Below are 15,418 nucleotides of genomic sequence, written 5' to 3'. Positions count from 1 at the left end.
GAATGGCCGGGATTATTAGGGAAATGCGCACTATCTTTACTGCTTCTGCAAATGGTTTGTTATCCACTGTAAGAGGTGTTAGACGTAGTTTGCAAGGTGTAAGTAGAACTTCACAGCAAACGGTTAGGGAGTCATCGCATAGCTTCTCACAGATGAATGATAGTGTTTCAGCGGTTAGTGACACAATTGATTCATTGAATGACCGTAGAGCATTAGATGACTTAAATAGAGCTTTGAGAGATTCACGCCAACACTTTGAACAAACACGCCAAACCGTGAACGATTTAGAACATGAATTTGATGCGCTTGGTGAAACAAACTCATTCAACAAGATTGATAGTTCCCTTAATCGTGTTCAACAGGAAATGTCACGTACAGGAAAAGTTACACAACGTAGTTTGAGCATGATTGAAAGAGAGTTAAACAACATTGATGATATGCTTGATAACTTAGGTGATGGCGGTGCTTTTGATGAAGTTCGTGATTCTATCAGGGGTGCTGAAATCCAGTTTAAAGCATTGAAACGCGCAGCTGATGACGTTGACTTTGAACGTAAATTTAGACAACTTCCTGACCATTTAAAAGATTTCGGGCGTGAAGTAAATACTTCTAGGCGTGAAATCCGCAGAATGGCCGTTCAAGGTACACAGTCATTAGATCAAATGGCTGATTCAGCTATTAAATCAAGTGTTGCTCTAAATAGAATTAACAGCGTTACATCAACCGGTAAAGACGCAATTAAAACTATTCAAGGGTTAAGTAGTGCTACCAAGGAAACGCAATTAGCTATCTTAGGTCTTAATCGTGATGGTACAGTGAAAATTTCAACAGAAGAAACTACACAACGTCTTGCTAGGTTTAAAGATGAATTGCATCAGTCAAAACGTGAGTTAGAAGCATTGCGTGACGCTGGTGATTTTGGTTCTTATGAAGCTGGAATGAGAGTTGTTGAACAAAAGTTGCGCGATGTTGACAGGGCTATGATGGCCGCATCACGTGGCGGTAGAGCTTATCAAGCCATGATTACGGAATTAGGCGTAAATACATCAGATGCAGCGAATCAGGCGGCTATCCAAATGGAAGCCTACAAGGACCGTTTTATTCGTTCAATTGATACGATGAACGCAAGAAGTAATCAATCAAAAAAGATGATGGATATTTTACCGGAAGTCAGTCATATCCAAAGGATTGATAGATTCTTTTTAAACATCGGCAATCGCTTAGAAGATATGGGTAAGCGTGGAACAGCGGCTAATATCGCATTGAGCATGTTAGGGCGTAATGCCAGCATGAAGGACTTGAATGATAGAATTATGCTCATTAATCAGGGCTTAATGCGTATGAATCAAGTTGCTATAGGTGTAGGGATTGCATTAGCTGGTTTTACAGTAGCAATGTTCAACGCAGCAAAAGGTCCTGAAATGGCTGATGTGTTTGAACAGCGTGGTCAGTTATTGCTTGATTATCAAAAAGCAGTACAAGACCGTACACAAGAAATTGTGGATACCTGGGGATTATTTGAAAAGGCTGAGGTAGAGAAAACAAAACCTGAAACCTTGATGAAAAATCTACAAGGTCAAGTAGATGTGATGAAGAATTGGGCTTCAAACATTGATAGTTTAGCTAAAAGAGGAATTGATCAGGAATTGCTTGATTCTCTCAGGAAAATGGGACCGGAAGCAGCGGGCCAAATCCAAGCGCTTACTAAAATGTCTGATTCTGAATTGAACAAGTATGTTGCACTATGGAAAGAAAAACATGCTTTAGCTCGTAAAGAAGCACTAACAGAATTAGAAGGATTACAAAAAGAAACATCCGAAAAAATCAAAGCGCTTGAAAATAGTTTAACACCTTTAGGTATTTCACTTGAAAAAGCGAAATCCACTTGGTTAGACGCATTACAACCTTTCATAGATATTTGGGGCAAAATAGCGGCTAAAGCGGTTGATGGTGCAACAGCTATTGGTAACTTTGTTAATTCGGTCAATCAAATGAATCCAAGTATAACAGCAGCAGCGGGAATGTTTACGTATCTCTTCACCGCAATGAGTTTAATTTTATCACCTATGGCTATCGGTATCGGTAAAGCAAAAGGGATGCAAGCGGCCTTTTCAGCAACCTTCTTGATCATCAAACCGTTTGTTCTTGGTATGTTGAGGATAGCAGGAGCTGCAACGGTTGTTTCAGGGGCCTTAGTTCTAGTAGGTGGAACATTTATTAAGCTATGGAAAAACTCAGAGGATTTACGCAATGCTGTTATGCACTTGTGGGATACATTGAAACAAGCAGGTAGTACCATTGCAGCACCTTTCATTAAAGCATTCAAAATGATAGGTGATGAAGTAACTACTTTACTTAATAAGTTGGTTGGAAGCGATGCGCAAAACATGGCTTCTTTTTGGCAATCCATCGGGGATAAAATAGCCGTTGGTTTGAACAAAGTGAGTGATGCTATACAACCAATTGCTGAAAAAATAGCTAGTGTAGTTGATGCATTTGTTGAGTGGGAAGGTTTTACACCTGTCATTTTAGGACTTGCAGCAGCGTTTGTTACCTATCAAGGAATAGTTACAGGTGTTGCAGCTGCAGTAAAAGCTTGGAACTTAGCACAAAAAGCATCAGTGGCTATCATGGGTATTGTTAGAGCGGCTATGATTGCTTATACATTAGTAGGTGGTGGTTTGCAGGGTGTTATAGCAGCGGTAACAGCTGCACAAAGAGCGCTTAATTTAAGTATGATGATGAATCCTATAGGTTTAATTATCGCAGCTTTAGTTGGTTTAGGCGTGGCTTTTGTCGTGGCCTATAACAAGTCTGAAACATTCCGTAATTTCGTTAACAAATTATTCGATGCATTTAAAACGGGAGCTTCAGCGGTTTGGAATTTCTTGAAAAAATATTGGCCGGAAATCCTAGCAATTATTACTGGACCGATTGGATTAGCGGTTTATGCAGTAGTTAAGTATTGGGACCAAATAAAATCAGCGACAATAACAGCTTTTAATGCGGTGGTTTCCTTCTTTAAACAGTGGGGTCCATTGATGTTAGCGGCTTTAGGTGGTCCACTTGGATTAGCGGTTTATGCGGTTGTGAAAAATTGGGACGCTATAAAATCTTCAACTATCTCAATTTTTAATGCGGTCAAGGATGCAGTAGTAAACGCGCTTACAAAAGCCAAAGATTTAGCGGTTGGAATCGCCCGAAATTTTGTGACGAATGTAAAAAATGACTGGAATAATTTAAAAAATAATACAATTTCAATTTATAACTCAGTCAAAGATTTCATAGTAGCGGCGTTTAATTGGATCAAAGACAACGCAACCAAAATCGTACAAAATTACATTAACAACGTAAAAAATAACTGGAACGCCTTGAAAAGTTCAACAGTGACGGTTTACAACGAAATAAAAACGTTCCTTTCAAATTTGTGGACATCTTTGAAAGATAATGCGGTCAAAGCGGCTCAAGCTCTTTGGAATGGCGTTAAGTCACAGTGGAACGCATTAAAAGCTGGAACAATCAATATTTATAACGCTACAAAATCCTTCCTGACAAATTTATGGTCTAGCTTGAAAGATACCGTGTCAAAATACGCTGCTGCAACGTGGAATAACGTAAAAAGCCAATGGAATGCGTTGAAGAGTGGGACAATTAATATTTACAACGCGGTGAAAAAATTCCTGTCTGACTTATGGAGCGCTTTGAAAAATCTCGTAACAAAAGCAGCTCAAGGTCTTTGGAACAATGTGAAAAATCAGTGGAATGCATTGAAAAATGGAACAATCAATATTTTTAATTCGGTGCGAAAATTCCTCTCAGATTTATGGTCTGGAATCAAAAATAATGTGACAAAATTAGCATCATCAGCAAAAGAAGGTGTAGTAAATGCATGGGCTTCACTACGCAACCGTACAACGGAAATGTTCCAAAGTATCAAGTCCAAAGTGAATTCTGTTTTTGATGATATCGTTTCAGGCGCTAAAAAGTTACCCGGACGTATCGGTGATGGTATCAAAGCAATGGCCGGCGGCGTGAAAAAAGGTGTTACTTCATTCGCAAACACTTTAGTTGGGGCGATGGGTAAAGGCTTAAACGGCGCTATATCCGGTGTAAACTGGGTGCTTAACAAAATAGATGTAAAAGAAATTCCTAAATGGAATGTACCAAAGTACAAGCGAGGAACAGACGGGCATCCGGAAGATGGTCCTGCTTGGGTTGGCGATGGGTATAAACAAGAATTAATGCTTAGACCTGATGGGACTGCTGCACTAAGTCCAAATAAACCTACACTTGTCAACATGGAGAAAGGAACAAAAGTATTGAGTGGTGAAAAAACAGCTCAATTCATGCGTTCAATAACTGCTCCAATGTATAAAAAGGGTAACGTTATCGGTGACGCTGCAAAAGCTGTTGGTAATTGGGCTAAAGATACAGGTGGCCAAGTATTAGATAAAGGACAAGAAGTTTATGAGCATGCAAAGGATAAGACAGTAAAAACAGCAAGTAAAGCAAAAGATTTAGCTATAGATGTTTGGGATTACATGTCTGATCCGGAAGGACTCATGAAAAAGGTGTTCGGCAAATTCATTCCGGATCTACCGAAACTAGGTAGTGCAGCGGGTGATATTCTAACCGGCGGCGTGAAGAAAGCAAAAGATTCTACAGTTGGTTTTATTAAATCGAAACTAGATGAATATATGTCTTTCTCAGATGGCGGTGGAGATCCTGGTAAAGTTGGTCCAGGTAGCGGATTTGGTGGTATGCAGCCTTATGTAGAAGCTTGGTATAGAAAGGTTAAGGATAAATTCGGGAAAACTTCATTCGCTGGTGGCTATAACAACCGTAACATGGTTGGCGGTAATTCAAAATCAATGCATGCTTTCGGGAGAGCCTTTGATATTTCCGGGTCTAAGGGTACGATGGCGAAAATCGCTGAGTATTTACGTACTGCAGCAAGTAACTTGCAATATGTTATCTATAATCACCGAATCAGTGGACCGGGTAAAGGAAAGAAATGGCGTCCTTACGGTGGAGGGGGAAAAAATCCTCATACCGATCATGTACATGCAGACTTCTTCCCGCCAGCAGGACAAGGCGGTGCTGGTAAATCCGGTAAAAGTGCAGAAGCTTGGAGAGGTGCAATTTTAAAAGCTGCAGCACAAATGAAAGAGAAAGTAACACCTGCACAAGTGAACGGGATTATTGCCCAAATTCATAGAGAATCCAAGGGTAATGAAAAAATCACTCAAGATCCAAGGTTGCGTGATATCAACGTAAGAAATGGAAATCCTGCACGTGGATTGCTTCAATATATACCGCAATCATTTGCGCGCTTCAAAATGAAGGGATTTGGCGATATATATAACGGCTATCACCAGCTTTTAGCATGGTTTAACAATACCAATTGGAAGAAGGATTTAAAATACGGCCGTTCCGGTTGGGGGCCAAGTGGAAAACGTAAGTATGAACGCGGTGGAATTATCAACTATGAACATGATGCAACCGTAGGTGAAGGTGGAAAACGTGAAGTTATTATTCCGCTTGAACAATTCCGCGCCCGTGCATTACAGCTCTTTAGATATGTAGGTGAGCAATTAGGTTTTGATATGGATATGTTGATGGATGGTAGGTTGTCTTTATCATCGTTGCTGCAAGGTTTAACTAACAATGCAGTTTCAGCTATTACAACACCAGTTTCTTCATTCACTGCAGCTGATTACGCTAATACAACAAACTTAGTCAAAAACTATCCAGCTAATGAAAAACCTAGTCAAACACCTGAGCGAAATAGCCAAGATGATAAGCCTATTCTTGTAGAGCTTAATATTGATGGTAAATCGTTCGCTAAAGCTACTTACAAAGCACGTAAAGAGTATGACAGTAAGCAAGATGATGTTAAAAAACGATTTTAGGAAGGGGTGATAACCTTGGGTATTACATTTAACGGTGAACGCCGAAGTTATTTGAATATCGCACCAGGCTGGAAACGTCCAGCTTGGGCGCCGATTCAAAGAGACATTCTAAAAATTCCAAACCGTCCGGGTGGTTATCATCAGCGTACAACCGTAGATGTTCGAGAAATTACTATTCCTATTTGGATAAATGCAAAGAATCTGCAAAAGATCAAAGAAGATTTAGCTGCTTGGTTGATTACAGATGAAGCAGCGGAATTAATCTTTGATGATGAACCTGACCGTGTATATTATGCATTGGTGGATGGTTCGTTTGATCCTGATGAAATTGTGACACTTGGACAGGGTACAATAACTTTTATTTGTCCTGATCCTTATAAATACGCAAAAACAGAAAAGGTTGCCGATGCGGTCATATCAAACGGTACTGCACTAACAACAGCTAGTAACGCCGGGACTGTTGAAACGCAACCAGTTATAGAAATTCAAATTGATAAAAGCTATACAAACATTGATATTACTAACGGTGAAGAGATCAACCGTATAGGCCGCGTTGTTAATTTAGAAGATTATGCAGTAGATAAAGAAGAGACTGTATTGAATGATAAATTAACTTCAATTGTTGGGTGGGCTAAAACGGAAGGGCGCGTAGGGATTGATGGATACGCAACGGGCAACATGAAATCCGATGGATACCGTTTTATAGCTCAAGATTTTGGAACTACTCAAGACGCTTGGCATGGTCCTTTTTATAAAAAATCATTAGGGCAAACTTTAACAGATTTCCGCATGGAAGCAATGGTGGAAATTTTAAATACCAGTGAAGATAAATTTGGAAAGGTTGAGGTCTACTTGTTAGATGAAAACAACCTTTCTGTTTGCATGTTAACAATTAAAGATGTTGATTCATCCGGAAAGCGTAACTACGCTACAGCACGAACAGGCGGCGGTGATGCAGGGTACAGGGATATTGTTAGTACATCCGGCGAAAAGGAATCAACTTACTGGAATTTCTACGGAATATTACGGGTTGGCACACGCTGGACTGCTTATGTTGCTAAAGTAGATAAAACCACTGGAAAACATACAGCAAGGACGTTCAAAGAATTTAACGATGTAGAACAGCAATTTATGAGAAAACCGACTCAAATAGGCATCTACATTGCGCAATACGGAACGCGTCCGGTTCCATCGCTGAGAGCTGATGATGTAAGAGTGTATAAGATTAACCAGCTTACTAAAAATCAAATTCCTTACATTGTAAAGCAAGGGGATGTAGTCACTTTTGATCATAAGAGTAAAGATATTTTAGTAAATGGTGAATCACGCCTTGATTTAAAAGCATTTGGTGGTGAATATTTTCCTCTCAATCGGGGTGATAACGTTATTGTTACAAGCCCGGCCTTGCCTACTAAGGTAACGTGGAGGGAGAAATTCAGATGATCCACATTCTTGAAAAACAATCAGATGATATTGTTGCTACACTTGATGAAAGCCTGCATTCAGGGGACCACAAAAGAAATTCACAGTTAGAAGAAACGTTTGAATTTTCTTGTCCTGCAGATCATCCAAAAGCGGAGTTTATTGTAGGAAGGAATAGGGTTGTAATTCCTGATGAAGACGGTAATTTTCGTGAATTTATCATAGATGATATTGAACGTGACGGTGATGAAGTAACAGCTATTTGTACAGCATCATATTTAGACCTACGTAAGCAAAAGACTATTGAGCCTAAAGAATTAACAGGGCAAACAGTCAGAACCGCCGGTAACTTTGTGTTAGATGGTACTGAGTGGGAAATGGGTGTAACAGATAATGAAAACATCAGGAAAATATCTTTTGATTACTCAGATCCTTACGAATCAATACAGCTCATAGGAACAACTTTTGGCCGTGAATTAGATTTTCGGGTAGAGATTGACGGAAACCGAATTGTTAGACGCGTTGTAGATATGCTTGAGCAAGTTGGAGAATTCAAAGGTAAAGAAGTTGAATTTGGAAAAGACTTGCTTAATTTGGTGCGTAAAGAAAAAACAGATGATATTTTAACAGCTCTTTTGTGCTTAGGTCCTGAAAAAGATGATGGTTCGCGGCTTTCTGTTGTGGTGCAAGATAATGACGCATTAAGACGTTGGGGCCGAAAAGGAAAACATTTGTGGAAAATATATGAACCTGAAAGCTCAGATACAGAAATGACAAAAGAGCGTTTAACTTCTTTAGGTAAAACTGAATTAGCCAAACGGATCAACAGCATTGTTGAATATGAAATTTCACAAGCTGATTTAGAAAACGTTCCAGGTTATCAACATGAAAAAGTTAGGTTTGGGGATACATTACGCATTAAAGATTTACACTACATTCCTCCTTTGTACGTAGAAGCACGTGTAATTAGCGTAGAACGTTCTTTGGTTGATAAAGCATCCAAGAACTATACATTAGGAGAATTCGTTGAATACTCTCAGCGGGATGTATTAGCTGAATTTGATGATTTTAAAAAGAATCTAAGGGTTAAGATACTCAGACAACCAACGCCGCCAAAAGGGGCGTTTAATGTGTTGTGGATAGATACATCTAAGCCTGTAGAAATTCTTTACACCTGGGACGGTTTTGAGTGGAAAAAAGCCACGCCTACAACAGCTAGTGAAATAGGAGCTGAAACGCCGGAAGGTGCGCAAGAAAAAGTAGACAAAATCAAAAACGATATTGTTTACAAAGTAGAAGTAATTTCAAGCAATGGTATGACATTTAAAAACGGTTTAATAGATACAGAGTTAACCGCCCGTGTTTATAGAGGAAAAGAGAACATAACGGATACATTGCCAGTAGAAGCGTTCATTTGGACGAAAAAAGATAGAGCGGGCAATGTTGATTACGTTTGGACAAATGCACACAAGAATGTAGGTAGCAAGATATCAGTTAGTACATCCGATGTTTACCAGCGCGCCACTTTCTATTGTGACCTTGATTTACCGGAAGAACAAAAAAATTAGAAGAAGAAAGAGTGGTATTTTATGACTATCGTAGCTACTGGTTCAATGAGTTTAGTTGATTTATCGGATGCAAGACAACTGCAAGCCTTTATAGGTTCATCACAACAAAGACAAGTTATTTATAATCCCAATGGTGGAGCTTATTCACCTAACTATGCAACAACAAATAACGTTTTAACACCTCAGCTTTTTATTGCTGGTAACAATACAGATATTGCTTCTCAAGCAAAGAGCATTAAGTGGTTTTATCAAACAAACAGTTCAGGAAACTATACAGAAATTACAGCTAGTGATACCACTTATACTTTAGGTACAGGTTCCGTTAAAACTCTCACAATTAAATCAAACGTTTTAGCTTCAAATAACTCTATGACTTATATGGCTGAAATTGTTTACACTGATCCAGGAACCGGATTCGATGTTACAACAAAAGCAGAATACGAGATTATTAAAGTAACAAACGGTTCAAACGGTACGAATGGTACAAATGCGATTATGGCCGTATTAAGCAATGAATCCGCAAACGTACCAGCTGATGCAAACGGCACGGTTTCAAGTTATGGTGGAGCTGCAACAACTATTTCAATCTTCAATGGTGCAACGGATGATACAGTGAACTGGACCATTACACAAGCATTGTCAGGTATTTCAGGTACAGCATCAGGTACACCATCTAACAGAACATTTACAACTACAGGTATGAGTGCAGATGTAGGAACTGTTACTTTCACAGCGACAAGAAGCGGGTACGCAACTATCACAAAAGTTTTCACCGTAAACAAAACTAAAGGTGGAGCCAACGCAACATCTTACTGGTTATCTCAGAGCGTTTCAGCAATCCAAATGAACATTTCAAAAGCTTACACACCTTCTAGTATTACATTTACAGCATTCGCCCAAACGGGAGCGGGAACACCTTCTGCTTACGCTGGAAAGTTTGTTATTGCTGAATCAACAGACGGTTCAACATTTACTGATAAATACACATCAGCTTCAAATGAATCATCTAAAACATACACACCAACAGCTCAAGCTACTTCTGCAATTAAAGCGGTTCGTGTGCGATTGTATCAAGCCGGTGTTACTCCATCGGCAACGAACTTTATTGATGAACAAATCATACCGATTGTTGCAGATGGTCAAACAGGTCAAGCCGGTGCTGATGCGGTAACAGCTGTTGTATGGACGCCGGAAGGAAACGTAGTGCGCAACTCTACAGGAACGGTTAAAGCTCATGTGGATGTATACAAAGGAGCGAATCAAGTAACCGGTACTGCTTTCAAATGGTACTATCAAGATCCTTCTGCAACAACATCAAGCGGCGGTGATTCAGATGGCGGTAATGGTTGGAGATTAATGAAAGATGCTGCAACGGCTAATGGTGTTACAGGTTACACAACTGACACAATTACTATTCCAGCAAGTGCTATTCCAAGCGTTGAATCATTCAAATGTGTTGTAACTTATGGCGGCGTTAAATATTCAGATGTTTGCACCGTAACGGATGTTAGTGATCCATACGTTGTAACAATCGTAGGAACGAATACATTTAAAAACGGACAAGGAACAGTTACTTTAACAGCTAAAGTTTTTCAAGCTGGTGTAGAAGTTGATGCTGCAGGAACCATGTTTACTTATAACTGGTCCTTGTATGATGCTAATGGTGTTAAAAATACAACCTGGAATACAACCGGAAACAAGACAGGAAAAACAATTACTGTTGCTGCATCGGATGTAAACGCAAGGGGTAATGTTGTGTGTGATTTAGATAAGGCGTAAGGAGAAGGGGGGAATTCCTCCTTCTTTTTATTTTGAAGAAAGGAGGGCCAATTGATGGCAATTGCAACAGGTACATTTTCATTAGTTGATTTAAACGATGCGATAGTAGCAGGAACAGCACCAGCAAACCCTTCAATTGATACTCTTTGGTTAGATACAAATGTCACTCCTAACATGATGAAAAAGTGGGATGGTTCAGCTTGGATTGAAGTAGGTGAACTTGATCCAAATTATTCAGACACTATTGATGGCATTCAGAAAAGCATTGATGATATTACAAGCGATAGCTTGATTGATTATACAGAACGAAAAATTTTGAAGGATAGAATAACTGAAATTATCGGTTATGTAATCGCGGATAGCGCAACTACTTTGCCGACAATCACAACACTTGATGGTAGTAGTAAAGGTGAAGTTTATTCGGTGAGAAAGCAAGCTTTAAATGCAGGTATGGCAACGGTTGATTCTTTGTATATAGCTGTAGCAACACAATATACAAACTTAAAAACCTATTTGGATGGTTTAACACCGGTTAAAATTTGGGACCTCTCAACTGTCAATAAATCAAAAACAATCAGCGTAACGAAATCAACATTCAGGGATAAGTTCCTGCAATATAATAATGCAGTCAACGCGCTGAAAGAAGCTATTGAAGCAAAGCAGAAGCAAAACGTAGATGATGTAGTTGTAGGTGGGGCCAATTTACTTGAATTAACGGGTATGAAAGGCTACACCAATAAATTAAGTGCTAGTGTAGGGACCGGCGTAGCTACTTCCTTATCATTTGTTACTGAATCTACTGCACCATATGGCGTTGCAGCTCAAATTCTAAGAACAGATACATCTACAAATAGCGGTGGCCGTTATTGGTCAGCTCCAAGATTAACAGTAGGTAAAAAATATACTTGGTCTGGTTGGGTTAAAGGTTCCGGAACCTGGACTATTGGACATGAGCAAGGCGGGCAAAAAAGTGTAGCATTAACAACTACTTGGACTTATGTAACTTTTACGTTTACTGCTACAAATACAACTTACAACAGCTTTACCTTGTATCGAATTACAGGGCAAACAGGCGGGGAATTGAATTTTCATTCTCTTAAATTAGAAGAGGGAGATAAAGCAACTTCCTGGAATCCGCATGTAAAAGACATTACAGATGCAATTGATCAAGCTGATGGTAAAGGACAAAGCGCTTTAGATAACTTGTCTCTTAATGGAACTAAATGGTCAGATGCAGCAGAAGCGGTTACTCTTTGGAGATTCAACGGGCAAAACTCAATCTTTAATGGAGCTGCAATAGCAACAGGAACTATTTTTGCACAATCTCTTTTATTAGCTGATTGGACGAACCTTGTTGAAAATCCGGATTTTGAAAACGATGTGTTAAACACATTCCCTTTAGGATACTATCCAAGTTATGAAGCGAATAGATCAAAGAACAGGGTAGAGGATATTTCCACTTTCCAAAACGGGAACGGTTCAAATAAAGCTTTAGCTATGGATGCTTTACAAAGCTCAAATAACAGCATTTACGTAAATAACCTTATACCTGTTACAGCTGGTGAAGAAATGTTTATTCAAGCTACAGCTCGCTATTTAAACACGGCGGGAACAGGTGATGGAAGAGTAGGTTTTTTATGTTATGACGCTAAAAAGCAATCATTAGATATCTGGAACACGCCGTTAAGATGGACTGAATCACCGCGAACAACAGCTTTTGTTACAAAAAGTGGTTCTTTCAAGGTTCCTGATGGTACTGCATACTTGCGTTTTTACATTAGCTATTCAGCTAATGGTGAAACAACAAATAAATTTTACGTAGACAATCTTATTTGGCGTAGAAAAGCTAATGCTGATTTGATTGTTGATGGTACGATTGAAGGCCGACACATTAAAGGTTCATCTGTTGAATTTGATAAATTGCAAGGTGGAACTGCTACCCTTGGAGGGGCAAACAATGTTAACGGTCAATTAATCGTTTTAGATGCAAATGGTGATTTGGCTGTAGGGTTAAACACTTTAGATGATGATGGTGTAACTTATTATTCAGGATTTCAGAATGTTGTAGCAGAAACGTTGTTTGCATCTAAAAGCGTTAAAGCTCCTAACATTGTAGAAACAACTACAGGGGCAACTAACTACTATGTTGATCCTATGAACGGCAATGATGATAACGATGGATCAGGATGGTCAAGCCCGCTTGCAACAATTCAAGAAGCTGTTAACCGTTTACCTAAAGTTCTTTCTGATGATGTAACGATAACAATACATTACAACAACGGGAAAGAAATATACGAAAATGTATTAATTCAAGGATTCACAGGTAACGGAATTTTAAAAATAGACTTTCAAAACTTATCTAACGTTGTATATGGCGGTTTTAAATATATGTACAATACAGTCAATTGCGTTATGAACAAAGGTAAAATCATCGCAACAAGTTCAGCAAATCCTGTTTATTGTGAAGGTACAGCTCGTTTTGCTACAACAGGCGGGACAATCATGGATGCAAAAGGTCTTGCGGCCTATCCGATTATGATTAGTAATGGTTATGGAGATTTAAGGGACGGGGAATTTTACAACGGTACAAACTCATGTATTTTGGCCGGCTATGGCGCTAGGATTGATGTGGTGAATTGTAAAGGTAGTGGTTCACCTTATGGCATGAGAGCATACCGTTCATCATTTATTGGTGGTGCTGGTACAGCTCCTACAGGTTCAACCGCTAACACTAATGAATGGGAGGGGGGATTGATAAAAGGGACATGGACATATCCAACAGCTACAGCTCCTACAACGCCAGCTCCTACAACGTATACAACCGTTACAGTAACAGCTAACAGCGGTAATTCATGGCGTTCAGGGTTTGGTGGTCAATGGTATGGTGGGAATGTTCGCCAAGCTCTTTGGACCAGTTCTTACGGGCGTTATATGGGTTATTGGTTCTTTGGTACTCAGTTTAATCAGTTCAATGGAAAAACAATTACAAAGGTTCGCATTTGGGCGCAGCGTTATAATGGCGGTGGTTCTTCTGCTTCAAAAAACGCGCGTTTTGTCTTACACGGTTATCAATCGCAACCGTCTAGTAGTTCACAACCTACTTTCTACGGTGGGCTTTCCACTGGTACAGCATATACAGCGGGATTCAAGTGGGGAGAAAGCAAATGGGTTGATGCAACAGCAGCATTCAAGAATTCAATTAACCAAACTTCTGTTTATGGGATTGGTCTTTGGGTGTACGCAGATAGCCCGTATATGATTTTTAATAACAATCTAAAAGTTGAAGTAACTTACAAAAATTAATTTAAAAAGGGGTTTTTAAAATGATAGAAAAAGCAATGCTTGATATTGAAGAATCAACTCAACAAAACATTCAAGACAGCACACATAAAGTTTTATATTTGAATCCTGATACATTAGAAATTGTATCTATTGACTATGTAACGCCGCCGTTTGTTCTTGGTGTAGATTCGCTGAAAACAGCAAATATGACAGCAACAGGAATTAATTTACCTTACATCATTGTTGAAAAAAGCTATAACGGGGTTATTACACAAGATTTATTAACAGACTTTCAGCGCGAAATTGCTTCTAAAGTATTAGAAGAAAACTATAAGCAAGCACAATTTAATTTAATGTCTGAATCTGATGATTATGATGAATACCTTGCAAAAGATACAGCATTGAAAAAGAAATATTTCACTGTTAAAAAGCAAATTGCAACTTCAACAGCTCCATTGTTGCTTGATCTAAGTTTAGTTTAATAACCAAAAGAGAGAGAATGAGAAAAAGGGGGGCCGAACATGCCAAATACAACGGAGGTCAACATGGATAAAAAGGTTCGGGATACGGTATTAGACACACTTTCAATTGTAGTTATGTTCTACACAATTATCACGGGTGTTTGCTTTATTTTTCTAGCCAGTGATGAAATCAGTAATGAAAGCACATATCAAAGAATGGAAGACCTCATGAGCATTAAAGTATGGGGTCTTTTGTTTTGCCTAAGTGCCATTTTTCACCTAATTGCAGTAGTGATTGAATACAGAAGGCTACAATATTTATTTTTTATGATTGCTGGTTTTACCGGTTTTGGCCTTACGCTTCTTTATGCAACTGCATCTTTTGACACATCAGCATATAAAATTAACGCCTTTCGCTACTTATTGTTTGCAGGGGTGAATATAACCATTGCTTTGAAGGGGGTAAAAGCGTGGAGAGAAGAGAAGATTTTGTAACGCATAAAGAGCTTTATGAACATACTGACCGGATAAAAAGAGAGCTGCAGCGTGATATCAGTGTAGTTTCACAAAATGTAAGCAACCTTGAAAAAGTGGTGTTACCAATGGTTGTTTCTTTAGAAGCGATTAAAGAAAACACAGGTGAAATGACCTCGACAATGAAAGAGTTTGTAAAAGAACAAAAGGAACATAGAGAAAAACTTCATACACATGATATCTCCATCAATGAACTGCAACGTGATGATGATGTGAAGCTTGAGAAGGAGAAAGGTAAATGGAACCTTATAGGAATTATAACTACTGCCGTTGTCGGTGGTGGTTGGCTTATGGATGCTTTCGGTCCAGCTCTTTCAGAATTCTTTTTTAAACGATAAGGGAGGATGAAATAAATGAAAAAATACGACAAAGGCACGGTAATCATGAATTGCCCCCTGTCAAGTAGACAGTGAAAATAATAAAAACAACACTAGACGGCTTTAGCCCTGAACTCGAGAGG

At 39.1% G+C, this 15,418-nt stretch carries 8 protein-coding genes; all 8 read left to right on the top strand.

The window, feature by feature from the left end; translation table 11 throughout:
• Positions 1–2 precede the first annotated feature (2 nt).
• The 8 genes from WKH56_RS10615 to WKH56_RS10580 are packed head-to-tail and all read left to right on the top strand — an operon-like array spanning position 3 to position 15,296.
• A complete protein-coding gene (locus tag WKH56_RS10615) occupies positions 3–5,912 on the top strand; it encodes a hypothetical protein (protein ID WP_342835605.1) in 5,910 nt (1,969 codons plus the stop codon).
• 15 nt (positions 5,913–5,927) lie between these two features.
• Entirely contained in the window at positions 5,928–7,355 is a 1,428-nt protein-coding gene (locus WKH56_RS10610; protein WP_342835604.1) for a distal tail protein Dit, read from the top strand.
• The gene (locus tag WKH56_RS10605; RefSeq protein WP_342835603.1) at positions 7,352–8,902 is read left to right on the top strand and encodes a phage tail spike protein; all 1,551 of its coding nucleotides are present in this window, start codon (positions 7,352–7,354) and stop codon (positions 8,900–8,902) included. The genes WKH56_RS10610 and WKH56_RS10605 overlap by 4 nt, the downstream gene beginning before the upstream one ends.
• Before the next feature lie 21 nt (positions 8,903–8,923).
• Entirely contained in the window at positions 8,924–10,681 is a 1,758-nt protein-coding gene (locus WKH56_RS10600) for a hypothetical protein (protein ID WP_342835602.1), read from the top strand.
• Positions 10,682–10,735: 54 nt separating this feature from the next.
• The gene (locus WKH56_RS10595) at positions 10,736–13,984 is read left to right on the top strand and encodes a hypothetical protein (RefSeq protein WP_342835601.1); all 3,249 of its coding nucleotides are present in this window, start codon (positions 10,736–10,738) and stop codon (positions 13,982–13,984) included.
• A gap of 20 nt (positions 13,985–14,004) precedes the next feature.
• Entirely contained in the window at positions 14,005–14,445 is a 441-nt protein-coding gene (locus WKH56_RS10590; protein WP_342835600.1) for a hypothetical protein, read from the top strand.
• A gap of 39 nt (positions 14,446–14,484) precedes the next feature.
• A complete protein-coding gene (locus tag WKH56_RS10585) occupies positions 14,485–14,919 on the top strand; it encodes a hypothetical protein (RefSeq protein ID WP_342835599.1) in 435 nt (144 codons plus the stop codon).
• Positions 14,895–15,296, top strand: a complete 402-nt coding sequence (locus tag WKH56_RS10580) for a hypothetical protein (protein WP_255905637.1) — start codon at positions 14,895–14,897, stop codon at positions 15,294–15,296. Before WKH56_RS10585 ends, WKH56_RS10580 begins: the two co-directional genes overlap by 25 nt.
• Positions 15,297–15,418: the final 122 nt, after the last annotated feature.

Source organism: Priestia sp. SB1, from assembly GCF_038898415.1.
This window is presented reverse-complemented; position numbering and strand designations above follow the sequence as displayed.

Coding starts and splice junctions, on each gene's coding strand:
- WKH56_RS10595 (WP_342835601.1), top strand. CDS start 10,736: ATGGCAATTGCAACAGGTACATTTTCATTAGTTGATTTAAACGATGCG.
- WKH56_RS10600 (WP_342835602.1), top strand. CDS start 8,924: ATGACTATCGTAGCTACTGGTTCAATGAGTTTAGTTGATTTATCGGAT.
- WKH56_RS10605 (WP_342835603.1), top strand. CDS start 7,352: ATGATCCACATTCTTGAAAAACAATCAGATGATATTGTTGCTACACTT.
- WKH56_RS10615 (WP_342835605.1), top strand. CDS start 3: ATGGCCGGGATTATTAGGGAAATGCGCACTATCTTTACTGCTTCTGCA.
- WKH56_RS10590 (WP_342835600.1), top strand. CDS start 14,005: ATGATAGAAAAAGCAATGCTTGATATTGAAGAATCAACTCAACAAAAC.
- WKH56_RS10585 (WP_342835599.1), top strand. CDS start 14,485: ATGCCAAATACAACGGAGGTCAACATGGATAAAAAGGTTCGGGATACG.